At 66.6% G+C, this 24,890-nt stretch carries 26 protein-coding genes and 1 other RNA gene; 15 read left to right on the forward strand and 12 right to left on the reverse strand.

All coding sequences use genetic code 11. From position 1 onward, the window contains the following. Window positions 1-14: 14 nt before the first annotated feature. The gene (locus FAZ98_RS03325) at window positions 15-1,160 is read left to right on the forward strand and encodes a Gfo/Idh/MocA family protein (RefSeq protein ID WP_233272653.1); all 1,146 of its coding nucleotides are present in this window, start codon (window positions 15-17) and stop codon (window positions 1,158-1,160) included. Further along, on the forward strand, window positions 1,157-1,309 hold the full coding sequence (locus FAZ98_RS03330) for a hypothetical protein (RefSeq protein WP_199272287.1): 153 nt from the start codon (window positions 1,157-1,159) through the stop codon (window positions 1,307-1,309). The genes FAZ98_RS03325 and FAZ98_RS03330 overlap by 4 nt, the downstream gene beginning before the upstream one ends. A 22-nt stretch (window positions 1,310-1,331) precedes the next feature. On the opposite strand, the gene FAZ98_RS03335 is transcribed toward FAZ98_RS03330, so the two are convergent. After that, on the reverse strand, window positions 1,332-2,525 hold the full coding sequence (locus FAZ98_RS03335) for an ABC transporter substrate-binding protein (RefSeq protein ID WP_158948757.1): 1,194 nt from the start codon (window positions 2,523-2,525) through the stop codon (window positions 1,332-1,334). Window positions 2,526-2,662: 137 nt separating this feature from the next. Further along, entirely contained in the window at window positions 2,663-3,604 is a 942-nt protein-coding gene (locus FAZ98_RS03340; RefSeq protein ID WP_158948759.1) for a CysB family HTH-type transcriptional regulator, read from the reverse strand. A gap of 252 nt (window positions 3,605-3,856) precedes the next feature. On the opposite strand from FAZ98_RS03340, the gene FAZ98_RS03345 reads away from it, so the two are divergent. The 6 genes from FAZ98_RS03345 (at window position 3,857) to cobA (ending at window position 10,085) form a co-directional block, all read left to right on the forward strand. Further along, complete coding sequence (locus FAZ98_RS03345; RefSeq protein WP_158948761.1) at window positions 3,857-5,536, forward strand: nitrite/sulfite reductase; 1,680 nt, start codon at window positions 3,857-3,859, stop codon at window positions 5,534-5,536. A gap of 31 nt (window positions 5,537-5,567) precedes the next feature. Further along, window positions 5,568-6,101, forward strand: coding sequence for a DUF934 domain-containing protein (locus tag FAZ98_RS03350; RefSeq protein ID WP_158948763.1), 534 nt, complete (start codon window positions 5,568-5,570; stop codon window positions 6,099-6,101). Then, on the forward strand, window positions 6,098-6,874 hold the full coding sequence (locus tag FAZ98_RS03355; protein WP_158948765.1) for a phosphoadenylyl-sulfate reductase: 777 nt from the start codon (window positions 6,098-6,100) through the stop codon (window positions 6,872-6,874). The genes FAZ98_RS03350 and FAZ98_RS03355 overlap by 4 nt, the downstream gene beginning before the upstream one ends. Before the next feature lie 85 nt (window positions 6,875-6,959). Continuing rightward, a complete protein-coding gene (gene cysD / locus FAZ98_RS03360; RefSeq protein ID WP_158948767.1) occupies window positions 6,960-7,922 on the forward strand; it encodes a sulfate adenylyltransferase subunit CysD in 963 nt (320 codons plus the stop codon). A gap of 25 nt (window positions 7,923-7,947) precedes the next feature. After that, a complete protein-coding gene (locus FAZ98_RS03365) occupies window positions 7,948-9,276 on the forward strand; it encodes a sulfate adenylyltransferase subunit 1 (RefSeq protein ID WP_158948769.1) in 1,329 nt (442 codons plus the stop codon). 47 nt (window positions 9,277-9,323) lie between these two features. Beyond that, window positions 9,324-10,085 carry a uroporphyrinogen-III C-methyltransferase gene (gene cobA / locus FAZ98_RS03370; RefSeq protein ID WP_158948771.1) on the forward strand — a complete coding sequence of 254 codons (762 nt, stop codon included), beginning with the start codon at window positions 9,324-9,326 and terminating at the stop codon, window positions 10,083-10,085. A gap of 129 nt (window positions 10,086-10,214) precedes the next feature. On the opposite strand, the gene FAZ98_RS03375 is transcribed toward cobA, so the two are convergent. The 3 genes from FAZ98_RS03375 to lptF are packed head-to-tail and all read right to left on the reverse strand — an operon-like array spanning window position 10,215 to window position 12,894. Further along, the gene (locus FAZ98_RS03375; RefSeq protein ID WP_158948773.1) at window positions 10,215-10,592 is read right to left on the reverse strand and encodes a sirohydrochlorin chelatase; all 378 of its coding nucleotides are present in this window, start codon (window positions 10,590-10,592) and stop codon (window positions 10,215-10,217) included. A gap of 37 nt (window positions 10,593-10,629) precedes the next feature. Then, entirely contained in the window at window positions 10,630-11,778 is a 1,149-nt protein-coding gene (gene lptG, locus FAZ98_RS03380; protein WP_158948775.1) for an LPS export ABC transporter permease LptG, read from the reverse strand. A gap of 15 nt (window positions 11,779-11,793) precedes the next feature. Then, window positions 11,794-12,894, reverse strand: a complete 1,101-nt coding sequence (gene lptF / locus FAZ98_RS03385) for an LPS export ABC transporter permease LptF (RefSeq protein ID WP_158948777.1) — start codon at window positions 12,892-12,894, stop codon at window positions 11,794-11,796. 134 nt (window positions 12,895-13,028) lie between these two features. On the opposite strand from lptF, the gene FAZ98_RS03390 reads away from it, so the two are divergent. From FAZ98_RS03390 to FAZ98_RS03400, 3 genes are all read left to right on the forward strand, one after another. After that, window positions 13,029-14,540, forward strand: a complete 1,512-nt coding sequence (locus tag FAZ98_RS03390) for a leucyl aminopeptidase (protein ID WP_158948779.1) — start codon at window positions 13,029-13,031, stop codon at window positions 14,538-14,540. Window positions 14,541-14,568: 28 nt separating this feature from the next. Then, window positions 14,569-14,985, forward strand: coding sequence for a DNA polymerase III subunit chi (locus FAZ98_RS03395; protein ID WP_158948781.1), 417 nt, complete (start codon window positions 14,569-14,571; stop codon window positions 14,983-14,985). A gap of 74 nt (window positions 14,986-15,059) precedes the next feature. Continuing rightward, window positions 15,060-15,455, forward strand: coding sequence for a DUF2486 family protein (locus FAZ98_RS03400; RefSeq protein ID WP_158948783.1), 396 nt, complete (start codon window positions 15,060-15,062; stop codon window positions 15,453-15,455). Between the two features lie 39 nt (window positions 15,456-15,494). Here the strand turns inward: FAZ98_RS03400 and FAZ98_RS03405 are convergent, their stop codons facing one another. Continuing rightward, window positions 15,495-15,887 carry a c-type cytochrome gene (locus FAZ98_RS03405; protein WP_158948785.1) on the reverse strand — a complete coding sequence of 131 codons (393 nt, stop codon included), beginning with the start codon at window positions 15,885-15,887 and terminating at the stop codon, window positions 15,495-15,497. Window positions 15,888-16,103: 216 nt separating this feature from the next. Beyond that, complete coding sequence (gene ilvD, locus FAZ98_RS03410) at window positions 16,104-17,777, reverse strand: dihydroxy-acid dehydratase (RefSeq protein WP_158948787.1); 1,674 nt, start codon at window positions 17,775-17,777, stop codon at window positions 16,104-16,106. Between the two features lie 165 nt (window positions 17,778-17,942). Between ilvD and FAZ98_RS03415 the strand changes: the two genes are divergently transcribed. Beyond that, window positions 17,943-18,932 carry a LysR family transcriptional regulator gene (locus FAZ98_RS03415; protein WP_158948789.1) on the forward strand — a complete coding sequence of 330 codons (990 nt, stop codon included), beginning with the start codon at window positions 17,943-17,945 and terminating at the stop codon, window positions 18,930-18,932. A 246-nt stretch (window positions 18,933-19,178) separates the two neighbouring features. Further along, complete coding sequence (lgt, locus tag FAZ98_RS03420; RefSeq protein WP_158948791.1) at window positions 19,179-20,105, forward strand: prolipoprotein diacylglyceryl transferase; 927 nt, start codon at window positions 19,179-19,181, stop codon at window positions 20,103-20,105. A gap of 123 nt (window positions 20,106-20,228) precedes the next feature. Here lgt and FAZ98_RS03425 read toward each other — a convergent pair whose 3' ends face one another. From FAZ98_RS03425 to FAZ98_RS03445, 5 genes are all read right to left on the reverse strand, one after another. Further along, window positions 20,229-20,969 (reverse strand): SIMPL domain-containing protein, encoded by a 741-nt coding sequence (locus FAZ98_RS03425; protein ID WP_158948793.1) that lies wholly within the window; start codon window positions 20,967-20,969, stop codon window positions 20,229-20,231. 165 nt (window positions 20,970-21,134) lie between these two features. Next, window positions 21,135-21,593 carry an EVE domain-containing protein gene (locus FAZ98_RS03430; RefSeq protein ID WP_158948795.1) on the reverse strand — a complete coding sequence of 153 codons (459 nt, stop codon included), beginning with the start codon at window positions 21,591-21,593 and terminating at the stop codon, window positions 21,135-21,137. A 126-nt stretch (window positions 21,594-21,719) separates the two neighbouring features. After that, window positions 21,720-21,900: non-coding RNA, 6S RNA (gene ssrS / locus FAZ98_RS03435), on the reverse strand. Window positions 21,901-21,996: 96 nt separating this feature from the next. Next, on the reverse strand, window positions 21,997-22,311 hold the full coding sequence (locus tag FAZ98_RS03440; RefSeq protein ID WP_158948797.1) for a cell division protein ZapA: 315 nt from the start codon (window positions 22,309-22,311) through the stop codon (window positions 21,997-21,999). Continuing rightward, window positions 22,308-22,661, reverse strand: a complete 354-nt coding sequence (locus FAZ98_RS03445) for an RND family efflux transporter (RefSeq protein WP_158948799.1) — start codon at window positions 22,659-22,661, stop codon at window positions 22,308-22,310. Before FAZ98_RS03445 ends, FAZ98_RS03440 begins: the two co-directional genes overlap by 4 nt. Before the next feature lie 390 nt (window positions 22,662-23,051). Here FAZ98_RS03445 and FAZ98_RS03450 point away from each other — a divergent pair, with 390 nt between their 5' ends. Both FAZ98_RS03450 and FAZ98_RS03455 read left to right on the forward strand, forming a co-directional pair. Further along, window positions 23,052-24,053, forward strand: coding sequence for a FecCD family ABC transporter permease (locus FAZ98_RS03450; protein ID WP_158951852.1), 1,002 nt, complete (start codon window positions 23,052-23,054; stop codon window positions 24,051-24,053). Then, the gene (locus tag FAZ98_RS03455) at window positions 24,050-24,871 is read left to right on the forward strand and encodes an ABC transporter ATP-binding protein (protein ID WP_158948801.1); all 822 of its coding nucleotides are present in this window, start codon (window positions 24,050-24,052) and stop codon (window positions 24,869-24,871) included. The genes FAZ98_RS03450 and FAZ98_RS03455 overlap by 4 nt, the downstream gene beginning before the upstream one ends. The last annotated feature ends 19 nt before the right edge of the window (window positions 24,872-24,890 follow it).

The raw sequence follows: 24,890 nt of genomic DNA on the forward strand, positions 1-24,890 counted from the left end.
ACGAGGACATCGACATGACACGGAGATTGCGGCTCGGCATGGTCGGCGGCGGCGAGGGCGCGTTTATCGGCGCGGTGCACCGGATCGCCGCGCGGCTCGACGACGCGTTCGAACTCGTGGCGGGCGCGCTTTCGTCCGACGCCTTGCGCGCGCGGTCGAGCGCCGAGGCGCTGGGCCTCGCGCGCAGCTACGATGACTGGCGCGAGATGGCGCGCGTGGAAGGCGCGCTCGAAGAGGGCATCGACGCCGTGGCGATCGTCACGCCCAATCATCTGCATGCGAGCGTCGCGCACGCGTTCATGGACGCGGGCATCCACATCATTTGCGACAAGCCGCTCGCGGTGTCGCTGGCGGAGAGCGAGGCGCTCGCACGGCGCGCGCGCGAAACGCAACGCGTGTTCGCGCTCACGCACACGTATTCGGGCTATCCGCTCGTGCGGCACGCGCGCGAGATGGTTGCGGCGGGCGAGATCGGCGAGGTGCGCGTCGTGCAGGTCGAGTATGCGCAGGACTGGCTCGCGCTGCCCGTGGAGCAGGACGGCGCGAACCGCCAGGCGAACTGGCGCACCGATCCCGCGCTGGCGGGCCCGGCGGGTTGTCTCGGCGATATCGGCACGCACGCGTATCAGCTGGCGGCCTTCGTGAGCGGGCACGTGCCACAGGCGCTCGCCGCGGAAGTGCACACCTTCGTACCGGGGCGGCGCGTGGACGATCACGTGCAGGCGATGCTGCGTTACGCGAACGGCGCGCGCGGCATGCTGTGGGCGAGCCAGGTGGCGAGCGGCGCGGAAAACGCGCTGCGGTTGCGCGTGTACGGCACGAAGGCGTCGCTGGCGTTCGACCAGGAAGCGCCCAACGAGTTGTGGTTCACGCCGCAAGGCGGCGAGGCCCTGCGTCTCACGCGCGCACGCGTGAACGGCGCGGCGGCGCGCGATGCGACGCGCGTGCCGGCCGGGCACCCGGAGGGGTATCTCGAGGCGTTCGCGCAGCTGTATCGCGATGCGGCCGCGCAGATCCGCGCGCGGGACGCGGGCGAACCGGTCCCGCCCGAGAGCCGCTTGCTGACGACGGTCGACGACGGCGTGGAGGGTTTGCGCTTTATCGAAGCCGTGCTGGCGAGTAGCGCGGCGAATGGGGCGTGGCGGGAGATCGGGCGTTGACGGCGTTTCCCGAACTCGGCCACGTTGGCCGGGTGGAGGGCACGCCGTTCATCGTCGTCTATCGGCTGAAGGCGTCCTGGGGTGACGCCGCGCTTACGATCCTGCGCATTCTGCACGGCGCCCGCCGCTGGCCGCGCAGGATCGAATAGCGCTAGTTGCGTTGGCCCGGCCTCACTGCCCCAGATACACGAACTTGCCGCCGCGCACGGTGCCCATCACGCTCGCGCGCTGGTCGAGGCCCACGTGGTCCTGCGGTGTGGTGTTGACCACGCCGTTGGGCACGACCACTTCGTGCGCGTGCTCGAGCTCGCTGCGCAGTGCCACGCGGAACGCTTCGGTGCCCGGCTGCGCGGTTTTGAGCGCGCGCGCCACGGCGTCGGCGAGGCGCGGGTACACACCGGCCGCGTCGCCCGCGAACTGCGTGACCGTGCCCGCGCCGTACTTCGCCTCGTAGTCGTCCACGAACGCGAGTGCCGCCTTCTGCGAGGGCTGGTCGGCGGGCAGCGTGCGCGCCACCACCACGGGTTGCGTGGGGAACAGCGTGCCTTCCACGTCCTTGCCGCCGAGCTTGATGAATTCCGGCGTGGCGATGCCGTGCGTCTGGTAGATCGCGCCCTTGTAGCCGCGCTCGACCAGCGTGCGCTGCGGCAGCACGGTCGGCGTGCCCGCGCCCGCGATCAGCACGGCGTCGGGTTTGGCGGCGATCAGCTTGAGCGCCTGGCCCGTCACGCTCGCGTCGGTGCGGTTGAAGCGCTCGGTGGCGACGATCTGAATGTTGCGTTCCTTCGCGAATTTCGTGAATTCGTTGAGCCAGCTGTCGCCGTAGCTGTCCGCGAAACCGATGAAGCCCACCGTCTTCACGCCGTGCGCGGCCATATAGCGCGTGAGCACGTCGGCCATGGCGGCGTCGGTCTGCGCCATCTTGAACGCCCACACGCGCGCGCCTTGCTGCGGTTCGACCACGGAGCCGGAGCCCACGAGCGAGATCATCGGCGTCTTGCTTTCGGCCACGGCGTCGAGCGCGGCGAGCGCCGCCGGCGTGACGTTCGGCCCGACGATCACGTCCACGTGGTCTTCGTTGATGAGCTTGCGGATATTGCGCACGGCAGCGCCCGGATCGGAGCCGTCGTCGAGAAAGATGTAATCGGCCTTTTGCCCGGCGATGGTCGCGGGCCACATCAGCATGGCGTTCTTGCTCGTGATGCCGATGGCGGCGGCCGGCCCCGTGCCGGACAGGTCGATCCCGACCTTGAGGTCGGCGTGCGCGGCGGGCGCGAACGCGGCGAACGCGAGCGCGGCCGCGGCCGAGGTGGCGAGCGGGCGCCACGCGCGCCCAAAGCGAGTGAACACAAACGACGGCTTCATCCGATGAGTCTCCAGGCAAAAAGTAACGCGGGAAGTGATTGTTGTGATGCGTTCGTTCTTCGTTCTTGCTTGTTTACGACAACCGGGCGGCCGCGCGGCACGCGCCGCGCTTCTGCTCGTGATGGACTGCGCGTAATTTACAGCTCGTAAGATTCGTGCTCGCCCTTGAGCGCCTGCTCGATCAGCTTGCGGTTCAGGCTCGGCGAAAGCAGTTCGACGAGCGTATACACATAGCTGCGCAGATACGCGCCTTGCTTGAGCGCCACGCGCGTCACGTTGCTGCCGAACAGATGCCCCACGGGCAGCGCGCGCAGGTGCCGGTCGCGCTCGGCGTTGAAGGCGATGTCGGCCATGATGCCCACGCCCATGCCCAGTTCCACGTAGGTTTTGATGACGTCGGCGTCGATGGCTTCGAGCACGATGTCCGGCGAAAGACCGCGCAGGCGGAACGCTTCGTTGATCTTGCTGCGACCCGCGAACGCGGCGTCGTAGGTGATGAGCGGCACCTGGGCCAGATCGTCGAGCGAGAGCGGCTTGCGTTCGAGCAGCGGATTGTCGGGCAGCATCACGGCGAGGTGATGCCAGGTGAAGCACGGCAGCGAGACTAGCTCTTTATAATTAGAGATAGCTTCCGTGGCGATGGCGAGATCGGCCTGATCATGGAGCACCATTTCCGCGACCTGCGTGGGGCTGCCCTGCAGGATCGACAGATGCACCTTCGGAAAGCGCCGCTTGAATTCGGCGATGGCGCCCGGCAGCGAGTAGCGCGCCTGCGTGTGCGTGGCGGCGATCACGAGATTGCCCTGATCCTGCGCCGCGTAGTCCTTGCCCACCCGCTTCAGGCTCTCCACTTCCTGGAGAATGCGTTCGACCGAAGCGAGGATGATGCGGCCCGGCTCCGTGAGCGAGCGCACGCGCTTGCCGTGTCGAGTAAAGATTTCGACCCCAAGCTCGTCTTCCAGCTCGATGATCGCTTTCGAGACGCCCGGCTGGCTCGTATACAGCGCTTTAGCCGCTTCCGTCAGATTGAAGTTCTGGCGCACGGCCTCGCGCACGAACCGGAACTGGTGCAGGTTCATGGAAAATCCTTATAACCTGTTTGCATATCGACCTGATTTTTGAGTCGTTTGAAATATATAGCGAGTTTATTACCATTCCAGCAAGTTTTCCAATATGGATATCTGTTTTGGTCATTAGCAAATGACCGGCGGGTTGAAGGCCGCGGGTCTGTCAGGCAGGCCGGAACAGGAAGTGCGTAGTCAGAAGAGTGCGAAGTAGTCGGAGCGCGGCGTAACCGGAACGCCGCGATGAACCAACCCTGGGGTCCCCGAATGTACCAATACGATCAGTACGACCAGACCATCGTCGACGAACGCGTCGCGCAATACAGCGACCAGGTTCGCCGCCGCCTGTCGGGCGAATTGAGCGAAGAAGAATTCCGTCCGCTGCGTCTGCAAAACGGCCTGTACTACCAGCGCCACGCCTATATGCACCGCATCGCGATTCCGTACGGCAATCTGCGCAGCGACCAACTCCGCATGCTCGGCCAGATCGCGCGCGAGCACGACCGCGGCTACGGCCATTTCTCGACGCGCTCGAACATCCAGTACAACTGGATCAAGCTCGAAGAAACGCCGGAAATCCTGCGCAAGCTCGCGTCGGTGCAGATGCACGGCATCCAGACGTCGGGCAATTGCATCCGCAACATCACCGCCGACCAGTTCGCGGGCGTCGCGCCCGACGAAGTGATCGACCCGCGTCCGTGGGCCGAGATCATGCGTCAATGGTCCACGTTCCACCCCGAATTCGCGTGGCTGCCGCGCAAGTTCAAGATCGCCGTGTCGGGTTCGAAGGAAGACCGTGCGGCCGTGCAGATCCACGATCTGGGCGTGTATCTCGAGCGCAACGAGCAGGGCGAAGTCGTCGCGAGCATTCTCGCGGGCGGCGGTCTCGGCCGTACGCCGATCGTCGGCGCCATCATCAAGCGCGATCTGCCGTGGCAGCATCTGCTGACCTATTGCGAAGCCGTCCTGCGCGTGTACAACCGCTACGGCCGCCGCGACAACCTCTACAAGGCGCGCATCAAGATTCTCGTGAAGGCGCTCTCGCCGGCGAAGTTCGCCGAGCAGGTCGAGGAAGAATGGCAGCACCTGAAGGACGGTCCTTCGACGCTGACCCAGGCCGAAGTGGATCGCGTCTCGCAGTACTTCGCGCCGCCGGCCTATGAGAAGCTCGCCGACACCGACGCGTCCTACGAAAAGCATCTGCTGGAAAACCGTGCGTTCGCGCGCTGGGTCCAGCGCAACGTGCGCCCGCACCGCGTGACGGGCTACGCCTCGGTCACGCTCTCGCTCAAGCCGCGCGACATCGCGCCGGGCGACGCCACCGACGCGCAGATGGAAGCCGTGGCCGACTGGGCCGACGAATACTCGTTCGGTCAGATCCGCGTCTCGCACGAGCAGAACCTGATTCTCGCCGACGTCAAGAAGCGCGACCTGTTCGCGCTGTGGGAAAAGGCGAAGGCGCAAGGTTTCGCCACGGCCAACATCGGCTTGCTGACCGACATCATCGCGTGCCCGGGCGGCGACTTCTGCTCGCTCGCGAATGCGAAGTCGATCCCCATCGCGCTGGCGATCCAGGAGCGTTTCGACAACCTCGACTTCGTGTTCGATCTCGGCGACCTGACGTTCAACATCTCGGGCTGCATCAATGCGTGCGGTCATCACCATGTCGGCAATATCGGCGTGCTGGGCGTGGATAAGGACGGTTCGGAGTGGTACCAGGTCACGCTCGGCGGCGAGCAGGGCACCGGCGCCAACGGCGCGCGCCTTGGCCGCGTGATTGGACCGTCGTTCTCGGCCGAGGAAATGCCGGACGTCGTACAGAAGGTGATCGACACGTTCGTCGAGCATCGCATCGACGGCGAGCGTTTCATCGACACCTACGACCGCATCGGCATGGCCCCGTTCAAGGAGCGCGTGTACGCCTCGCGCCAGCCGGCCCACGCCTGAGTCCGCAACGAGATACGAGAGTTAAGCAAACATGGCTTCTTTGATCATCAGGAAACGCGCAATCGTCGAGGACACCTGGCACGTCGTGCGCGCCGCCGAAGACGGCTCGCTGCCCGAACTGGACGCGCTGCCGGCCGGCAAGGTGCTGGTGCCGCTCGCGCTGTGGCAAGTCCACCGCGACGCGCTGGTCGCCTCGCGCGCCAAGGCCGAACTCGGCGTGTGGCTCGCGCCGGACAGCGAACCGGCCGAACTGGCCGCCGACTTCGAGAAGCTCGCGCTGATCGGCATCGACTTCCCCGTGTTCCGCGACGGCCGCGGTTATTCGAGCGCGCGCCTGCTGCGCGAGCGCTTCGGCTACAAGGGCGAACTGCGCGCGATCGGCGACGTGCTGCGCGACCAGCTGCGCTTTTACGAGCGCTGCGGGTTCGACTCGTACGCCGTGCGCGCCGATAAAGATCTCGACGACGCGCTCAAGGCGTTCACCGAGTTCACGGTCCAATATCAGGGCGCGTACGACGAGCCGTCGCCGCTGTTCCGCCGCCGCGCTGCCCAGGCCGCCGCATGAGCACGCCCAACGTAGCCAGCGAAATCACGGCCGACCTGCAGGCGAAGATCGAGCGCCTCGACGCGCTGCTCGATTCGATCGCCGCACGTCACGCCGCGGTGAAGCTAGCCAGCAGCCTCGCCGCCGAGGACATGCTGCTCACGCACGCGATCCTGTCGCGCAACGTGCAAATCGGCATCTTCTCGCTGAACACGGGCCGTCTGCACGCGGAAACCGTGGGCATGATCGACACGGTGCGCGAGCGTTACGGCTATGCGATCGAGCAGTTCCTTCCGCAGCAGGATGCGGTGGACGAATACGTCGAAAAGCACGGCCTGAACGCGTTCTACGAGAGCGTCGACCTGCGCAAGCGCTGCTGCGAAATTCGCAAGGTCGAGCCGCTCAACCGCGCGCTCTCGGGTGTGTCGGCGTGGGTCACGGGCCAGCGCCGCGAGCAGTCGGTCACGCGCGCGGAGCTGCACGAAGAGGAACGCGACGAAGCGCGCGGCATCGACAAGTTCAATCCGCTCGCGGACTGGACCGAAGCCGACGTCTGGGCGTACCTGGGCGCGTTCGACGTGCCGGTGAATCCGCTGCATGCGCGCGGTTATCCGAGCATCGGCTGCGAGCCGTGCACGCGCGCGATTCGCCCCGGCGAAGACAGCCGCGCCGGCCGCTGGTGGTGGGAGTCGCGCGACACGAAGGAGTGCGGTCTGCACATCACGTCGGTGTCGGCGATTCCGGTGGTGGAAGCGTCGGCGTTGTCGTCGCCCATCGGCCAGAAGCCGGCCTGAAGTCTGGCGTGTTCGCTCAAGGCGGGCACGCATCGAATACCGAGTACCGCGCCTCCCGGGGCGCGAATCAACGAAGGATCCGAACATGAGCACCACGCTCGATACCGCAGTGAACGCACCGCTCAAGGTCACCGCCAACCGCATGGACCATCTCGACTGGCTCGAAGCCGAGTCGATCCATATCCTGCGCGAACTGGTCGCCGAATGCAGCAAGCCCGCGCTGCTGTTCTCGGGCGGCAAGGATTCGGTGGTCGTGCTCGCGCTCGCACTGAAGGCGTTCGGCCTGGGCGCGAACCGCAAGACCTCGCTGCCGTTCCCGCTCGTGCACATCGACACGGGCCACAACTACGACGAAGTGATCGACTTCCGCGATCGCCGCGCGAAGGAAATCGGCGCGGAACTCGTGGTCGGTCACGTGGAAGATTCGATCAAGCGCGGCACCGTGCGCCTGCGCCGCGAAACCGATTCGCGCAACGCCGCGCAAGCGGTCACGCTGCTCGAAACCATCGAGCAATACGGCTACACGGCCATGATCGGCGGGGCGCGCCGCGACGAAGAGAAGGCCCGCGCGAAGGAGCGCATCTTCTCGTTCCGCGACGAATTCGGCCAGTGGGATCCCAAGGCGCAGCGCCCGGAACTCTGGAGCCTGTACAACGCGCGCCTGCACAACGGCGAACACCTGCGCGTGTTCCCGATCTCGAACTGGACCGAACTCGACGTGTGGCAATACATCGAGCGCGAGAAGCTCGAACTGCCGTCGATCTACTACGCGCACCAGCGCGAGATCGTGCGCCGCAACGGCTTGCTCGTGCCGGTCACGCCGCTCACGCCGAAGAAGGATGGCGATGTCAGCGAAATGGCGCTCGTGCGGTTCCGCACGGTGGGCGACATCAGCTGCACCTGCCCGGTGGAAAGCGATGCCGACAACGTCGAGAAGATCATCGCCGAAACCGCCGTGACGGAAATCACGGAACGCGGCGCCACGCGCATGGACGACCAGACGTCCGAGGCCGCGATGGAACAGCGCAAGAAGCAAGGTTATTTCTAAAGAGCACGCAGAGGAAAGATTGAACATGGTTAGCATCGACGCAACTGCGCACCAACCTGAAGACCTCGGCGTGCTGCGCTTCATCACCGCGGGCAGCGTGGACGACGGCAAGAGCACGCTGATCGGCCGCCTGCTGTACGACAGCAAGGCGGTGCTGAGCGACCAGCTTTCGGCGCTCTCGCGCGCGAAGAACAAGCGCACCGTGGGCGACGAAATCGACCTTTCGCTGCTCACCGACGGCCTCGAAGCCGAGCGCGAGCAGGGCATCACGATCGACGTGGCGTACCGCTATTTCGCCACGGCCAAGCGCAAGTTCATCATCGCCGATACCCCGGGCCACGAGCAGTACACGCGCAACATGGTCACGGGCGCTTCCACGGCGCATGCCGCGATCATCCTGATCGACCCCACGCGCGTGACGGTCGAGAACGGCGTGACGCAGCTGCTGCCGCAAACCAAGCGCCACAGCGCCATCGTCAAGCTGCTCGGCCTGCAGCACGTGATCGTCGCCATCAACAAGATGGATCTGGTCGATTACAGCGAAGCGACCTTCGACCTGATCCGCAAGGCGTATGTCGAACTCGCGCGCCAGCTCGGTTTGCAGGACGTGCGTTTCGTGCCGGTTTCGGCGCTCAAGGGCGACAACATCGTCTCGGCAAGCGAGCGCATGCCGTGGTACGCGGGCGAGCCGCTGCTCGACGTGCTGGAGCAACTGCCGGTCGCGCAGGCCACCGCGGAAGCGTTGCGCTTCCCGGTGCAGTGGGTCGCGCGTCAGGACGGTTCGAGCGCCGACGACTTCCGCGGCTACATGGGCCGCGTGGAGTCGGGCGAAGTGAAGGTCGGCGACGCCATCACGGTGCTGCCGGCGGGCCGCAAAGCCACGGTCGCGGAAATCATCGCGCCGGTGCCGGGCGGCACGGCGCAGGTCGACCGCGCGTTCGCGGGCCAGACGGTCACGATCCGCCTCACGGAAGACGTCGACGTTTCGCGCGGCGACACCTTCGTGCCGGCGGCGGATGCCGCGCAACCGGCGAAGAAGATCGAAGCCGACCTCTGCTGGTTCGACGACGAGCCGCTCTCGCCGCAGCGCAAGTATCTGCTCAAGCAGACCACGAGCACGGTGTTCGCGAAGATCGGCGCGATCAAGGAAGTGCTCGACGTGCATACGCTTTCGCACGCGACCGACCGCCACGACCTCGCGATGAACGATATCGGCCGCGTGACGCTTTCGCTGCAGAAGCCGCTCGTCGCGGACCTGTATGATGCGAATCCGGGCACCGGCGCGTTCGTTCTCATCGACGAAGCAACGCATCACACGGTGGCCGCGGGCATGATCCGCGCGTTCCCGGCCTGAAGTTGATGGGCAGGCCGGGCGCGCCGGCAACAGGGATTCGGAAACACATGGGCAAGGTTTATCTGATCGGCGCCGGACCGGGCGCGGCGGACCTCATCACGGTTCGCGGCGCACGGTTGCTCGAGCGCGCCGACGTCGTGCTGCACGACGCGCTCGTCGAGCCCGCGATGCTCGACTACGCGCCGAAAGACGCGAAGTTCATCGCGGTCGGCAAGCGTTGCGGCCAGCGTTCCACGGCGCAGCACTTCATCAACAAGCAACTCGTGGACGCGGCGCGCGAACACGCCGTGGTCGTGCGCCTGAAGGGCGGCGATCCGATGCTGTTCGGCCGCGCCGACGAGGAAATGCGCGCGCTCGAAGCGGCCGGCATCGCGTTCGAAGTGGTGCCGGGTATCACGGCGGCGCTCGCGAGCGCCGCCACGCTGCAACGCTCGCTCACGCTGCGCGGCGTGTCGCGCAGCGTCGCGCTCGCCACCTGGTCGCGCGCGCCGGACACCGAGGCGATCCGCGAGCAGGTGAACGCCGACTCGCTGGTGTTCTACATGGGCCGCGACAGCGCGCCCGAGATCGCGCGGCAATTGATCGACGCGGGCCGCGCGGGCGCGACCTCGGTGGCGATCGTCGAGGCATGCAGCACCGCGCGCGAACGCACGCTCACGCTCACGCTGGCGGGTCTGGCGGCGGGCGAGGCGCAGGCCTGGCTCGATCCGGCGCAGCCGAGCCTGCTGATGATCGGCGACGCGTTCGCCGAGCGAGCGGGGCAGGCTTCGAGCGATGAAGAGGGAACCACGCGACGCGCGGCGGCCTGAACGCCGCGCGGGTATCGACCGGTTTTATCCACGGAATCTGTCGACGAAAATTCGCCAAAAGCAAAAGGCCGCTGATTTCGAGTCAGCGGCCTTTTTGCTTTGCGGTGCGGGTAGCGCGTACTGCCGTGCTTAATCGGCGTCATTCCTCAGACAGAACTGCACGACGGCGTCGAGCACCGCGTCGTCCTCGCCCACGGCGCCCGCGCAACGCAGCGTCACGCCGGGATGCCGCGCCTGGCAGGCGTCGATGAGCGCGGGCAGGTCGCGCCGCACGTGGCCGCCCTGGCCGAAGAACACGGGAATGACCGTGATGGCCGTGCAGCCGCCGGCGATCTGCGCGTCGATGGCGTCGGGCAGGCTCGGCGTCATGAGTTCGAGAAACGCGAGGCTGACCGGACCGGCATTGCCGCGGGCGGCGCCGAGCTTCGCGGCGAGCCGCTGGAACGGCTCCTGCCAGCGCGCGTCGCGCGCGCCGTGGCCGAACAGAATCATGCCGTGCGTGCCCATGCGTGCGATCTCCCGCGTATGACTGGACCGGGCGGCGTCAGTGCCGGTCGACCCACTTGAGGCCGATGAGCCCGAGCGCCAGATAGATGAGCCCCGGGGTTGCCGCCGTGAGCGGCGCGGGCCAGGTGTTCAGGTTGCCCACGTGCGAGAACAGCGTGTTCACGAGCTGGAAGCTCATGCCGAGCATGATGCCGCCGAACACCTTCACGCCCACCACGCCCGCGCGCGTATGCAGATACGCGAACGGCAGCGAGAGCACCAGCATCACGAACACCGCGAACGGGTAGAGCAGCTTGCGCCACAGCGCGATTTCATAGCGCTGCGTGTCCTGATGGTTCTCGGTCAAATGCTGGATGTAGCGGAACAGGTTGAACATCGACATCCGGTCCGGCGAAACCAGCAGCACCGAGAGAATCTGCGGCGTGAGTTCGGAGCGCAGCGAATATTCGGGCGCGGAACTCTGCTGCGCGCGATAGACCGGGTTGAGCGCGTCGGCGGGCTGGTTCTGCGGCGGAGGCACGCTGATGAGCTCGGTGTCCGTCACGTCCTTGAGCAGCCAGTGGCCCGGCGGCTGGTATTTGCCGCTTTTGGCGAGCCGCACGTTCGAGAGGCGGAACTGCGAGTCGAACTCGTAGATGCGCACGTTCGTGATGGTCGCGTCCGGCGCCAGCTCGCCCACGTTGACGAAGCGCGTGACCTGTTCGCCGTCCGCGCGCGCCGTGAGCGTGTCCTTCACCCACACGCCCGACTGGAAGTTCGACGACACGGCCGAGCCGAGCGCCTCCAGCCGCACGCGCTCGGAAAGCTGGTCCGTGTAAGGCCCGATCACTTCGCCGATCAGATAGGTGAGCAGCACGAGCGGCACGCCGATCTTGAGCAGCGAGCGCAGCGCCTGGTTGGTCGCGAGACCCGAGACGCGAAAGATCGTGTATTCCGAGTTCGCGGCCATTTGCGCGAACACGTAGATGGCCGCGATCAGCGCCGCGACCGGAATGATTTCGTAGAGCCGCGAGGGCGCCTGCAGGGCCACGCGCAGCACCGCGTACTGGAACTTGTAGTTGCCGTGGCCGACCGAATTCAGCTCGTTGATGAGGTCGAAGAAGAAGAACAGGCCGGAGAAGGCGAACAGGATGAAGATGAACGTCAGGTAAACCTGGCGAGCGAAATATTTTTCGTAGATGCGCATCGGTCAGGGGTCCTCTCAGCGGCTTTGAGAGGCGCGCTGGAACATCGCGCGCGAAAAGAGCGGGCGGTTGCGCACGCGCAGCCAGAAGATGAACACCACGAGCGCGAACACCACGATGTGCAGCGAAACGAGGCCGACACCGAACGACATCTTGCCTTGCTCGATCTGCGACTGCACCACGTTGAGCAGGTTCGAGTAGGTCAGATAGATCAGCACCGCCATCACCAGATTGATGGTGCGGCTGCGGCGCGGGTTCTGGTACGCGAGCGGAATGCCGAGCAGCATCAGGTTGATCGCGATGAGCGGCAGGCCGGCGCGCCACGCGAGTTCGCCGAGATTGTCGTTGGTCGGGTTGCGCAGCAGACCCGGCGTGGACGTGGTGCTCGAGGTGGGCGTGTTCACCACGGGCTGGCTCGTGATCTTCACGCCGTAGCGCGCGAATTCGCTGATACGGAAGTCGGGGTGGCCGGGCTCGCCGTCGTAGCGGCGGCCGTTTTCGAGCACGACGAAGCGGTCGCCGCCTTTCATTGTTTCCGTGTGGCCGGTTTTCGACACGATCACGTTGACCTTGCCGTTTTCCGTGCTCGTGACGAACACGTTCTCCACGCGCCCCTGGTCGGGGCTCATGCTTTCGATGAAGAACACGCGGTGCGTGGTGGGCGATTCGCGGAACTGGCCGGGCGCGAGCAGCGACACTTCATCGCGCTGCTGGAAGCGCGCGCGAATCAGCTTGCTCTGCGCGTTCGACCACGGCCAGCCGACGAAGGCGAAGAACACGATCAGGATGATGATGGGCGCCGCGAACAGGCCGATGGGCTTGATGAGGCGCGTCTGGCTCACGCCGGAGGCGAGCCACACGACCATTTCGGAATCCTTGTACCAGCGCGTGAGCACGAACAGGATCGACACGAACAGCGTGACGATGAGCATCACGGCCATGTAGCCGATCACGGTGAGCCCGATCAGCACCAGCACGTCGCGCGGGTCGACCTGGCCCGACGCGGCGAAACCGACGATGCGGATCATCATCGTCGTCAGCATGATCGTGAGCAGAACCATGAACACGGCGCCGGCCGTGTACGCGAGTTCGCGCTGCAGGGAACGTTCGAAGATCATTCTAGATGGGCAGGGCGGGCGGCCTGTGCCGGCGGGCGCGCGCCTCGCGCATCCGCCCTGGAGCCGCCGCGGGAAAAATAGCGGATAATTGCGGCTTTCATCCTAAGCCCTGATTTTATCCGAGGACAAGCGCGATGGACTTTAGCATAAAAGCCTGTGATTGGAGCAAAGGCGGGGAGGGCTCCTTCCTGACCGGCAAATCGGACTGCGTCGTGGTCGGCGTGTTCGAGGCGCAAACCCTCTCCGGCGCGGCGTTTGCAATCGACAACGCCATCGGCGGCGCCATCGCGCGCGTCGTCAAGGCCGGCGACATGGACGGCAAGGCGGGTTCCACGCTGTTCCTGCCGGAAGTCACCGGAATCGGCGCTTCGCGCGTGCTGCTCGTGGGACTCGGCAAGCAGGATGCGTTCGGCCAGAAGGCCTATGGCGACGCGGTGCGCGCGGTGTGGCGCGCCATTCTCGGCACGCGCATTGCGCAAGTAACGTTCTCGCTCGCGCAACTGCCGGTCAAGGAGCGCACGAGCGACTGGGGCGTGCGCGCCGCGATCCTCGCGCTGCGCAACGAGACCTATCGCTTCACGCAGATGAAGAGCAAGCCCGACGTCACGCCGCGCGCGCTCAAGCGCGTCGTGTTCAGCGTCGACGCCGCCGACGACAAGCCCGCGAAGCTCGCCGCGAAGCAGGCTGTCGCGCTCGCCAACGGCATGGACCTCACGCGCGACCTCGGCAATCTGCCGGGCAATGTCTGCACGCCCACCTACCTCGCCGCCACCGCCAAGAAGCTCGCGCGCGACTGGAAGCTCAAGGCCGAAGTGCTGGGCCAGCGTCAGATCGAAGCGCTCAAGATGGGATCGTTTCTTTCTGTAACAAAAGGCTCGGTCGAGCCGCCGCAATTCATCGTGCTGCACTATCAGGGCGGCAGCGCCAAGGCCGCGCCCATCGTGCTGGTCGGCAAGGGCATCACGTTCGACACGGGCGGCATCTCGCTCAAGCCGGGCGAGGGCATGGACGAGATGAAGTACGACATGTGCGGCGCGGGCTCGGTGCTCGGCACGCTGCGCGCGGTTGCCGAAATGGGGCTCAAGCTCAACGTCATCGGCATCATCCCGACCTGCGAGAACATGCCGTCGGGCAACGCCACGAAACCGGGCGACGTCGTCACGACCATGGCCGGCCTCACGGTCGAAGTGCTGAACACGGACGCCGAAGGCCGCCTGATCCTGTGCGACGCGCTCACCTACGCCGAACGCTTCAAGCCGGCCGCCGTGATCGACATCGCCACGCTCACGGGCGCCTGCATCATCGCGCTCGGCCATCACAACAGTGGCCTGTTCTCGAAAGACGACGCGCTCGCGGGCGAGTTGCTCGACGCCTCGCGCGAAGCGGGCGACCCGGCCTGGCGCCTGCCGCTCGACGACGAGTATCAGGATCAGCTCAAGTCGAATTTCGCCGATCTCGCCAATATCGGCGGGCGTCCGGCGGGCAGCGTGACGGCCGCGTGCTTCCTGTCGCGCTTCACGGAAAGCTACCCGTGGGCGCACCTCGACATCGCGGGCACCGCGTGGAAGAGCGGCGCGGCGAAGGGCGCAACGGGCCGTCCCGTGCCGCTGCTCGCGCAGTTCCTGATCGACCGCGCCAGCGCATGATGCGCAAGCCGTTCGCGGTGGTGCGGGCATGACGCGCATCGACTTTCACACCAACGTCGGCGACTCGCTGCTGTACGCGTGCCGCCTCGTGCGCAAGGCGTATCAGGCGGGCCAGCAGGCGGTCGTGCTGGCCGAGGCCGCGCGCCTGCGCGCGTTCGACGAGATGCTGTGGACGTTCTCGCCGCTCGACTTCGTGCCGCATTGCATGGCCGAAAGCGCGCACGCGGGCGAAACGCCCATCGTGCTTGCGGCGAGTCTCGAACGTACGCCGCATCATCGCGTGCTGCTCAATCTGGGCGCGAGCGTGCCGCCGCAGTTCGCGCGCTTCGAGCGCCTGCTCGAGGTGATCGGCAATGCGCCCGAGGAACTCGCCGCGGGCCGCGAGCGTTATCGCTTCTACCGCGACCGCGGTTACGCGCTCAACAACTACAAGCAGGGCGGCTAGAGCCGGTCGTGCGCCGGGGCCTAGCCTCGGCGCGCGCCTGCGTTCCTGCCGCTGTCGATCGACGGGAGGTCGTAATGTCGAGCTTGCATGACGAAGATACTTCGATTCCGGTTCTGAGCGACGTGCTCAAGCCGGGCAATCCGCTGCACGGTCACGACGGCGCGCAGGCCAGGAGCGTCACGGCCGCCGCCGTGATGGCCGCCGTCTCGGAGCCGGAAGGGTTGTACGCGCACGACGCCGACGCGCTCGTGGAGCGCCTGCGCGGACGTTGCCTGAACTGGCTGACGGGGGAAGGCCGCGCCGTGATCGAGGCGCGCTGCGCCGCCGCGATGCAGGAGCATTCGAACTGGCTCGTGGGCCAGGTCTCGCGCGAGATCGGTCTCGCGCTCGAAACGGAATTGAAGACGTGGGTCAAGTCGGCGGTGCGCGAGGAACTCGCCGCGCGCGCGGGTCAGGCGCCATCGGCGTGAGCCGCGTTATCCAGGCTTCATTCCAGTTCGACTCGAGCGTTATTTCAGCGACAGCACCCAGCTTGCCAGCAAGGCCGCCTGCGCCGGGTTGAGCTGGGTGTTGGCCGGCATGGGCACCATGCCCCACACGCCGGTGCTGCCTTCGAGAATCTTGCGCGTGAGATAGCTCTGCGCCTCGGGCTTGCCCGCGTATTTCGCGGCCACGTCGTGGAAGGCCGGGCCCATGAAGGTGCGCGTGACCGAGTGGCAACTCATGCAGTTTTGCTGCTGGGCGAGCGCGAGGCCGCTGCTGGCGGCGTTGGCGGCGCCCGGTGCGTTCTGCGGGTTCTGCGCCTGCGCGGTGCTCAAGGCGGCCGCGCCGATCGTCGCGAGGACGAGGCGTGCCACGGTGAGCGTCGCTGTCTTGTTGTTCGCTTGCGACTTCCGTTTCATGCTGGTCTCCGCCAGCGTGGGCGCCGGCTGTATGTCGACGCATTATAAGAGCAAAGGGCGCAACGGCTTGCCGTGCGCCCTTTGGCTTTGGTGCGGCGGGTGCGGCGGCGCACGTAACGTGCGAGCGTGCGCGCCGGAACCCCTACGCAACCCGCACGCAACCCGCACGCAACCCGCACCTAACCCGGTCACCCGGCGAGTGGCCGGGCTCCGGCTTCAGCCCGTCACCGCGCCTTCGTTCGCGGGCCGCGCGAGCGTGGCGTATTTCGCCATCACGCCGCGCGTGTAGCGCGGCGCCGGCTGTTGCCACGCGGCACGGCGGCGCGCGAGTTCGGCGTCGTCCACGTTCAGTTGCAGCAGCAGCTTGTGCGCGTCGATGGTGATCGAATCGCCTTCCTGCACGAGCGCGATCGTGCCGCCTTCGTACGCTTCCGGCGCCACGTGGCCGACCACCATGCCCCACGTGCCGCCCGAGAAGCGCCCGTCGGTGATGAGACCCACCGACTCGCCCAGCCCCTTGCCGATGATGGCCGAAGTGGGCGCGAGCATTTCCGGCATGCCCGGTCCGCCCTTCGGCCCGAGATAGCGCAGCACGACCACGTCGCCCGCACGGATCCGGTCGGCGAGGATCGCTTCCATCGCGCTCTGCTCGTCGTCGAACACGCGCGCCGGGCCTGTGATCACCGGATTCTTCAGGCCCGTGATCTTGGCCACGGCGCCGTCGCGCGCGAGATTGCCCTTGAGGATCGCGAGATGGCCTTGCTTGTACAGCGCCTGGTCGATCGGGAAAATCACCTTCTGGTCGGCGCGCGGCTTCGACGGCACGTCCTTGAGTTCCTCGGCAAGCGTTTTACCGGTGATGGTGAGGCAGTCGCCGTGCAGCAGGCCCGCGTCGAGCAGAATCTTCAGCACCTGCGGAATGCCGCCGGCCTTGTGCAGATCGGTCGCCACGTAATGGCCCGACGGCTTCAGGTCGCAGATCACCGGCACCTTCCTGCGGATGCGCTCGAAGTCGTCGATGCTCCATTCGATCTCGGCCGCGTGCGCGATGGCCAGATAGTGGAGCACGGCGTTGGTCGAGCCGCCCGTCGCCATGATGAGCGCCACGGCGTTCTCGATCGACTGCTTCGTGATGATGTCGCGCGGCTTCAGGTCCTGCTTCACGGCTTCGACGAGCACGCGCGCCGACTCGGCCGCCGAGTCGACCTTTTCCTCGTCGGGGTTCGCCATCGTCGACGAATAGAGCAGCGACATGCCGAGCGCCTCGAACGACGAGCTCATCGTGTTCGCCGTGTACATGCCGCCGCACGAACCCGTGGACGGGCACGCGTTCTTCTCCACGCCCTCGAAGTCCTCTTCGCTCATGCGCCCGGCCGTGAATTCGCCCACGGCCTCGAACGCCGAAACAATCGTGAGGTCCGTGCCCTTCCAGTTGCCGGGGCGGATCGTGCCGCCGTACACGTAAATGCCGGGCACGTTGATGCGCGCGAGCGCGATCATGCCGCCGGGCATGTTCTTGTCGCAGCCGCCGATCACGACCACGCCGTCCATCCACTGGCCCTGCACGCAGGTCTCGATGCAGTCAGCGATCACTTCGCGCGAGACGAGCGAGTACTTCATGCCTTCGGTGCCCATCGACATGCCGTCGGAGATCGTCGGCGTGCCGAAGGTCTGCGGATTCGCGTCGGCGCGCTTGACGGCGGTCACGGCGGCGTCGGCGAGGCGCTGCAGGCCCGCGTTGCACGGCGTGATGGTGGAGTGACCGTTGGCGATGCCGATCATCGGCTTGTCGAAGTCGGCCTTCTCGTAGCCGAGCGCGTAATACATCGAGCGATTCGGCGAGCGGGCGATGCCTTGCGTGATGTGCTTCGAACGACGGTTGTGGGGCATGGGACCTCCGTGGGGATTTGTCTCGATGCCGGGCCTGGAAGTTTTTCTGCGCGAACGTGCCGGCATGTCGGCACAGAATGCGAGCCTGCGAAGCGAATGTCCAATATATTATTCGTGGCTTATTGAGTCGAAAAACATATCAATCCGTCACTCGGGAGGGGCCGCATGAGTTCGTCGATGCCCGACTTGCGCCAGCTGCGCTATTTCGTGACCGTCGCCGAGGAACGGCATTTCGGCCGCGCCGCCGCGCGCCTCTCGATGACGCAGCCGCCGCTCTCGCAGGCGATCCGCGCGCTGGAAGACACGCTCGGCGTGGCGCTCTTCGCGCGCACGCGCCGTTCGGTGGAGTTGACGCCCGTGGGCGCGGACCTGCTGCCCGAGGTGCGGCGCCTGCTGGCGGGCGCAGAAGCGCTGCGCCCGCTGGCGCAGAGCCTCGCGCGCGGCGAGGCGGGCGTGCTCGCGCTCGCGTTCGTGTCCACGGCCGACTACGGGCTGCTGCCGCTGTTGCTGCGCGACTTCGGCGCCCGGTATCCGCGCGTGCGCTTGCAGCTGACCGAGGCCACCAGCGACGTGCAGGTGGACGAGCTGATCGCGGGGCGCATCGACGCGGGCCTCGTGATCGCGCCCTTGCCGCCGCGCCATGCCGCGCAGCTCGCGTATTTGCCGATCGCGCGCGAGCCGCTCGTGATCGCCATGCCGGGCGCACTCGCGGCGCGCCTGGGCACGCCCGCGAGCGGCGCCGATTTCGAGGCCGACGCCGATCGGGACGCGCGCCCCGTCAGCCTGCGCGAACTCGCCGGCGTGCCGCTGATCGTGTTTCCACGCCAGCTCGCGCCGGGTTTCTACGACACCATCATGGATTGCTACGGCGCGGCCGGGCTCGTGCCGCAGATCGGCCAGGAGGCGATCCAGATGCAGACGATCGTGAGTCTCGTCTCCGCGGGCATGGGCGTGGCGCTCGTGCCCCAGTCGCTCACGCATCTGCGCCGCACCGGCGTGAGCTACCGGCCGCTCGCCGAAGCGGTGCGCGCCGTCGAAACGGGGCTCGTGTGGCGCACGGAGGAGGTGAGCCCGGTGCTCGCGGCGTTCATCGAGATCGTGCGCGCGCATGCGGTCAACGTGGCGCCGCCGGACAGCGCCGTGACGCGCCGGTAGCGCCGGTAAAGCGGCGTTTCATCTGGCACCGTTAGACTGCGGCGGCCGGGCGGGCAGCAACCCGGCCGCCAACCCCGCCGGCGGCCCGGCTCGAGCGCGCGAAAACAAGGCATTTCGGTGCGTTTTGGCTCGCGGGCCCGCGCGTCGGCGATAATGTCACGCCACGACGCCCCCGAGGCGTTGTCGATGACACGCCGATTTCATTCGATTTCACCCCATCGCCGCTACGACTCACTTCCACGAACGATGCTCATCCACCCGAACTTCGACCCCGTCGCCATTCATCTGGGGCCGCTCGCCGTGCGCTGGTACGGTCTCATGTATCTCGTCGGCTTCATTCTCGCGATCGTGATCGGCCGCCTGCGCTTGCGCCTGCCCTACGTCGCCGCGCAAGGCTGGACCGCGAAGGACATCGACGACATGCTGTTCTACGGCGTGCTCGGCACCATCCTGGGCGGCCGCCTGGGCTACGTGCTGTTCTACAAGGCGAGCTGGTACTTCGCGCACCCGCTCGACATCTTCAAGGTGTGGGAAGGCGGCATGTCGTTCCACGGCGGCTTCCTCGGCGTGACCTTCGCGATGGTGCTGTTCGCGTGGCAGCGAGGCCGCACGTGGCTGCAAGTCACCGACTTCGTCGCGCCGATGGTGCCCACGGGCCTCGCCGCCGGCCGCCTCGGCAACTTCATCAACGGCGAACTCTGGGGCCGCGTGACCTCGCCCGACTCGCCGTGGGCGATGCTGTTCCCGGGCGCCGCCAACGACGACGCCGCGTGGCTCGTCGCGCATCCGCAGCTCGCCGCGCAATGGCATCTCAACGAAGTGTTCGCGCAGTATCACCTGCTGCCGCGCCATCCGTCCGAGCTGTATGAAATCGCGCTCGAAGGCATCACGCTGTTCCTCGTGCTGATCCTGTTCTCGCGCAAGCCGCGTCCGGTGGGCGCGATCTCGGCGATGTTCCTGATCGGCTACGGTCTCGCGCGTTTCACGGTGGAATTCGCGCGCGAACCCGACGACTTCCTCGGCCTGCTCGCGCTCGGTCTTTCCATGGGTCAATGGCTCTCGCTGCCGATGATCATCGCCGGGATCGGCCTGATGGCATGGTCGTATCGCCGCGCGAAGAAGGGCAGCAAGAACGGCAACGGCGACGCGCAGGTAGCGGGCGTCAAGAGCTGAACCCGCGGCCGCGCGGTGTCGCGCCCCGCATGAAAAAGGCCACGGCGAATACCGTGGCCTTTTTGTTTGGCGTCGATGGAGAGCGGTGCCGCATGAAGCGCGGCCCGCGGCGCGTTGGCCGCGTTACTTCATCTGCACCGAACCCGACACGTTGACGGTGACCGTGGACGTGCCGCCTTCGAGCGCGACCGGCGCGGACATTTTCGCGTCCACCGAGGCGCGCGCGGCCATCATCATCATCGGACGCGGCGGCACGCCCGAGTGGCCCACGCTGACGTCGCGGATCGAATAGCTGCTGTAGCCGAACGCGCGCGCGGCGGCCGTGGCCTGATCGCGGAACGAGGCGATCGCCTGGCCCGAGAGCTTCTGTTCGGCGGCACGCTGCGCTTCGGGCGAGAGCGAGAACTGCACGTTGCCGACCTGCATCACCGAAGACAGATCGCCCGCGAGCTTCGAGGCCGCCGCGAAATCGTGCGATTCGAGCACGATCTCCGTGCGACCGCGCCAGGCGGAAATGCGGCCGTCGCGGTCGGTGGACGGATAGATCGAGAACTGGCCCGAGCGCGTGGTCACGCCCGAGGTGCCGCGCGCCTTTTGCAACGCGGCGTCGGCGCGCTGGTTGAGCGTGTTCGTGAGCGTGGCCGGATCGTTGGCCTCCTGCTCGTAGAACAGCGTGATCGTGACGACGTCCTGCGGTACCTCGGCGCTCGCCTGCGCGGAAAGCGAAAGCACGCCCGCGGGCTGATAGTGCGAGTCGCTCTGCGCGAAAGCGGCTTGCGGCGCGACGGCCAGGGCGAGCGGCACGGCGGCGGCAATGGCGGTGGCGGTCGCGGCAGCGAGCGTGACGGCGGTCTTCTTGTTCATTGTGGCTCCTTGCAGAACGGGATTCGCGCGCGAACGGGCTTCGCCATGACGTCGCGCGCGTGCCCTTTAGGCGGGCGTGCCGCGCGGATGGTTCCCGCATCTGTAAGGTGTTGTGAAACTCGCGCGCATCGCATCACGCATCCAGACGCTCGCGATGTGCGCGTATCACATGAGTTGCTTCGTGATGAAGTTCCACTCGGCCGGCGTGACCGGCGTGATCGAAAGACGATTGCCTTTGGCGAGCACGCGCATATCGGCAAGTTCTTCATGCTCGCGCAACGCCGCAAGCGGGATCAGCGGGCATTTCTTCTCGAACACGACATCGACGAGCATCCAGCGCGGATTCTCCTGCGTCGATTTCGCGTCGTAGTACGGGCTCTTGGCGTCGAACTGCGTGGGATCGGGATACGCCGTGGACGACACCTGCGCGAGCCCCGCGATGCCCGGTTCGGGACAGCTCGAATGATAGAAGAGCACGCCGTCGCCGATCTGCATGATGTCGCGCATGAAGTTGCGCGCCTGATAGTTGCGCACGCCGGTCCACGGCAAGGTGCGATGCGGCGCCTTCGAGAGATCGTCGATGCTTGCTTCGTCGGGTTCGGACTTCATCAGCCAGTAGCGCATGAGTCGAAGATGACGCGGTAGGGGAGCGGCGTGGCGCGCACGATCAGTGCAAAACGCGTGCAAAGCGCGTGAACGCCGCCCCAAATGGAAAACGGCACCGGACGTTGGTCCGATGCCGTTTTGGTATAGGTCCCCGCCTTAGCCGCTAGGCCGGCATCCTGAACCGAAGGTTCAGAATTGGTCGCAGTTAGCAGCACTTCGGGTACATCAGACTAGTGACGCGCACACCCGTGCTACAAATTTCCGCAACCGTGCACATGGCATTGGTTCAAGGAATATATGACCTTGGCGAACCAGGCAGGGAAGCTGACTTAACTTGTACGTAAATCGCTTTAACTTAACTCGTTTGGAAACGCTGGAGCGGAATCATTCACGCCTCACTGCATTTCCTCGAACCGCTCGCTCACTGCACGCCGTACTGCTGGATGACGGTGCCGAGTTGTTCGTTCATTTGGCGCATTGTACGACGGATTTCTTCCGCTGGGAATGCTTCCCCATGACGCACGCTCGTCTGCAAACGCAGCAGTTCCGAAGCGAGCGAGAGCGCCGCCATGACCGCGATGCGATCGGTGCCGCGCACGTTGCTGTGGTCGCGGATCCTGGTCATTTCGTTGTCGACGCGCGCGACCGCGTCGAGCAACGCCTGCTCCGTTTCCGGCGAACAGACGAGGCGATAGGTCTGGCCGAGTATCGTCGCTTCGATCTGCTTGGTGGTCATGCATTTTCTCCGTGGCGGGCCGCGTTGCTGTCGTCGTCGCTGGCGGGCGACGGTTCGAGCAGATCGAGCTGGTTGTCGCGTTCGGCGTTGGCGCGAGCACGCGGCAGCTTTTCGAGGATGGCGTTCAGGCGCACCTGGGCGTCGTCGATCTTGGCCGAGAGCGCGTCACGTTCCGCTTGCAGCGCGTTGCGTTCCTCGCGCATCTGGTCGAGGTCCGTTTGCGTGGCGCTGCATTGCGTACGCAGTTGCGCAAGTTGCTCTTCGAGTGCGAGGCGCGCTTCGTGTTGGCGCTGATTGATCTCGATCAGCCGCCCGATATTCTGTGAGAGTGTTTCGAGTTCGTTGAGCATGGGCTGCGTCCTCTAAAGACAGGCATTCTAGCGCGGATTACGACGTATTTAGGTAATTGTGTCGTTTCCAGACGTAACAACCCGGCTTCGTGTGCGCTTCGTGTGCGTTATTGCGGGCTTTCCGAATGCCGGCTTCAACGCGAATGTCATCGGCAGGTTGCAAAACGCAATATCGCGCGGCGGGAACGCAATTTGCCGCCCGCGCGCCGCGTGCGAAATCCGCAAGCGGGCCGCGCGTTATAACATCTCGCATTCCACGAATCTCTCGTATTTTCAGCGCTATGTCCTTCTCTTTGCCGATGCCGCGCCTCGTGCGTTGCCGCGATGCGCGCCGCAAGCCGCGATGAACGCCACGACGTGCGCGAGACGCACGGCGTGCCGCGCCGTTCGATGAACGCGCGTCGCGCGAGTGCGATCTGGGCCGTGCTGGCGGGCGCCGCATTCGTCGTGTTCGTCGCGTCGCTCGCGAGCGGCAGTGTGAGCGTGACGCTCGCGCAGGCGCTGCATGCGCTCGTGCCCGCGCACGGCGCGAGCGACATGGCCACCGAAATCGTGCGTACATTGCGCCTGCCGCGCGCGCTCGCGGGCTTCGCTTGCGGTGGACTGCTCGCGCTCGCGGGCGCGTTGCTGCAAGTGCTGCTGCGCAATCCGCTCGCGGAACCCTACGTGCTCGGCGTCTCCGGCGGCGCGGCCGCGTTCGCGCTCGTGGCGATGATCGCGGGCGTCGCGTGGTGGGGCGTGCAGGCGAGCGCCTGCGCGGGCGCGTTCGTCTCGATCCTGCTCGTGCTCGGTCTCGCGCGCCGCGAACTCTGGCGCGGCGAACCGCAGGACAGCTCGCCGCGCCTCTTGCTCACCGGCGCGGTCACGGCGGCGGGCTGGGGCGCGCTCATCACGCTGCTGCTCACGCTCGCGCCCGACACGCGCCTGCGCGGCATGTTGTTCTGGCTCACCGGCGACCTCAACGGCGCGGCCATGCCGTGGCCCGCGCTGGCCGCGCTGGCGTTCGTGCTCGCGGGCGTCGTGCCCATCGCGCCCATGCTCAACGTGCTGCTGCGTGGCGACGCCGCCGCGCACGCGCTCGGCGTGCCGGTGCTGCGCCTGCGCGTGGGCATCTATCTCGCGGCCTCGCTCGCCGCCGCCGCCGCCGTGACGACGGGCGGCACCATCGGCTTCGTCGGGCTGGTCGTGCCGCACATGTTGCGGCTCGCGTTCGGCAACGATCAGCGCATGCTCGTGCCGGCCTCCGCGCTCGCGGGCGGCGTCGCGGTGATGGCCGCCGATCTCGCCGCGCGCACCGTGGCCGCGCCCGCGCAATTGCCGGTGGGCGTCGTGACGGCGCTCGCGGGCGTGCCCGTGTTCCTGTGGATGCTGCTCGGCAGGCGCGCGCGATGAAGCCGGACTCACGAAATCCGCCGCTCATCGCCACCCGCGCGCTCACGTTGAAAGCGGGCGCGCGCACGCTCGTCGATTCGCTCACGCACCGTGTTCACGCGGGCGAGATCTGGTGCGTGGCAGGCGCGAACGGCGCGGGCAAGACCACGCTGATCGGCGCGCTCGCGGGTCTGCATGCGGGCGCGGCGGGACAGGTCGAGGTCGATGGCGTGGAGCTGCGCGACTGGTCGCCCGTGCAACTCGCGCGGCGTCGCGCGCTCATGCCGCAAGACGTGCGCGACGCGTTCAGCGCGAGCGTGCTCGACACCGTGCTGCTCAACCGCTATCCGCATCTTTCGGGCTGGGGCTGGGAAGGCGCCGACGACCGCGCCGCCGCGCACGCCGCGCTCGCGACGCTGGGCCTCGAAGCGTTCGCCGCGCGCGACGTGCTTTCGCTCTCGGGCGGCGAACGCCAGCGGGTCGCGCTCGCGGCCGCGCTGTGCCAGGCCGCGCCGCTGTTGCTGCTCGACGAACCGCTCGCGCATCTCGATCTGCATCATCAGATTGCGTGCCTCGAAGCGCTCACGCAATGGGTTCGCGCCGAAGCCGAAGCCGCACGGCGCGCGATCGTGTTCTCGTGCCACGATCTCAATCTCGCGCGCCGTTACGCCACGCATGCGCTCCTGCTCGACGGCCGCGGCGGTCATCACGCGGGTCGCGTGCGCGAGGTGCTCACGCCCGAGCGCGCGAGCGCCGCCCTCGGTCATCCGCTCGTGCTGATCCGCGAGGGCGCGCATGAGGCGCTCGTGCCCGCGCTGTCCGCCGATACGGCGCGCTAATGCGATACTTCGCGCGCCG

The sequence above is a fragment of the Paraburkholderia acidisoli genome (genome assembly GCF_009789675.1).
In the GTDB taxonomy this organism is placed as follows: Bacteria; Pseudomonadota; Gammaproteobacteria; order Burkholderiales; family Burkholderiaceae; genus Paraburkholderia; species Paraburkholderia acidisoli.

Excerpts from the sequence above, each read along its gene's own strand:
- FAZ98_RS03325 (WP_233272653.1), top strand. The coding sequence starts at position 15 with ATGACACGGAGATTGCGGCTCGGCATGGTCGGCGGCGGCGAGGGCGCG.
- FAZ98_RS03335 (WP_158948757.1), bottom strand. The coding sequence starts at position 2,525 with ATGAAGCCGTCGTTTGTGTTCACTCGCTTTGGGCGCGCGTGGCGCCCG.
- FAZ98_RS03340 (WP_158948759.1), bottom strand. The coding sequence starts at position 3,604 with ATGAACCTGCACCAGTTCCGGTTCGTGCGCGAGGCCGTGCGCCAGAAC.
- FAZ98_RS03345 (WP_158948761.1), top strand. The coding sequence starts at position 3,857 with ATGTACCAATACGATCAGTACGACCAGACCATCGTCGACGAACGCGTC.
- FAZ98_RS03350 (WP_158948763.1), top strand. The coding sequence starts at position 5,568 with ATGGCTTCTTTGATCATCAGGAAACGCGCAATCGTCGAGGACACCTGG.
- FAZ98_RS03355 (WP_158948765.1), top strand. The coding sequence starts at position 6,098 with ATGAGCACGCCCAACGTAGCCAGCGAAATCACGGCCGACCTGCAGGCG.
- cysD (WP_158948767.1), top strand. The coding sequence starts at position 6,960 with ATGAGCACCACGCTCGATACCGCAGTGAACGCACCGCTCAAGGTCACC.
- FAZ98_RS03365 (WP_158948769.1), top strand. The coding sequence starts at position 7,948 with ATGGTTAGCATCGACGCAACTGCGCACCAACCTGAAGACCTCGGCGTG.
- cobA (WP_158948771.1), top strand. The coding sequence starts at position 9,324 with ATGGGCAAGGTTTATCTGATCGGCGCCGGACCGGGCGCGGCGGACCTC.
- FAZ98_RS03375 (WP_158948773.1), bottom strand. The coding sequence starts at position 10,592 with ATGGGCACGCACGGCATGATTCTGTTCGGCCACGGCGCGCGCGACGCG.
- lptG (WP_158948775.1), bottom strand. The coding sequence starts at position 11,778 with ATGCGCATCTACGAAAAATATTTCGCTCGCCAGGTTTACCTGACGTTC.
- lptF (WP_158948777.1), bottom strand. The coding sequence starts at position 12,894 with ATGATCTTCGAACGTTCCCTGCAGCGCGAACTCGCGTACACGGCCGGC.
- FAZ98_RS03390 (WP_158948779.1), top strand. The coding sequence starts at position 13,029 with ATGGACTTTAGCATAAAAGCCTGTGATTGGAGCAAAGGCGGGGAGGGC.
- FAZ98_RS03395 (WP_158948781.1), top strand. The coding sequence starts at position 14,569 with ATGACGCGCATCGACTTTCACACCAACGTCGGCGACTCGCTGCTGTAC.
- FAZ98_RS03400 (WP_158948783.1), top strand. The coding sequence starts at position 15,060 with ATGTCGAGCTTGCATGACGAAGATACTTCGATTCCGGTTCTGAGCGAC.
- FAZ98_RS03405 (WP_158948785.1), bottom strand. The coding sequence starts at position 15,887 with ATGAAACGGAAGTCGCAAGCGAACAACAAGACAGCGACGCTCACCGTG.
- ilvD (WP_158948787.1), bottom strand. The coding sequence starts at position 17,777 with ATGCCCCACAACCGTCGTTCGAAGCACATCACGCAAGGCATCGCCCGC.
- FAZ98_RS03415 (WP_158948789.1), top strand. The coding sequence starts at position 17,943 with ATGAGTTCGTCGATGCCCGACTTGCGCCAGCTGCGCTATTTCGTGACC.
- lgt (WP_158948791.1), top strand. The coding sequence starts at position 19,179 with ATGCTCATCCACCCGAACTTCGACCCCGTCGCCATTCATCTGGGGCCG.
- FAZ98_RS03425 (WP_158948793.1), bottom strand. The coding sequence starts at position 20,969 with ATGAACAAGAAGACCGCCGTCACGCTCGCTGCCGCGACCGCCACCGCC.
- FAZ98_RS03430 (WP_158948795.1), bottom strand. The coding sequence starts at position 21,593 with ATGCGCTACTGGCTGATGAAGTCCGAACCCGACGAAGCAAGCATCGAC.
- FAZ98_RS03440 (WP_158948797.1), bottom strand. The coding sequence starts at position 22,311 with ATGACCACCAAGCAGATCGAAGCGACGATACTCGGCCAGACCTATCGC.
- FAZ98_RS03445 (WP_158948799.1), bottom strand. The coding sequence starts at position 22,661 with ATGCTCAACGAACTCGAAACACTCTCACAGAATATCGGGCGGCTGATC.
- FAZ98_RS03450 (WP_158951852.1), top strand. The coding sequence starts at position 23,052 with ATGAACGCGCGTCGCGCGAGTGCGATCTGGGCCGTGCTGGCGGGCGCC.
- FAZ98_RS03455 (WP_158948801.1), top strand. The coding sequence starts at position 24,050 with ATGAAGCCGGACTCACGAAATCCGCCGCTCATCGCCACCCGCGCGCTC.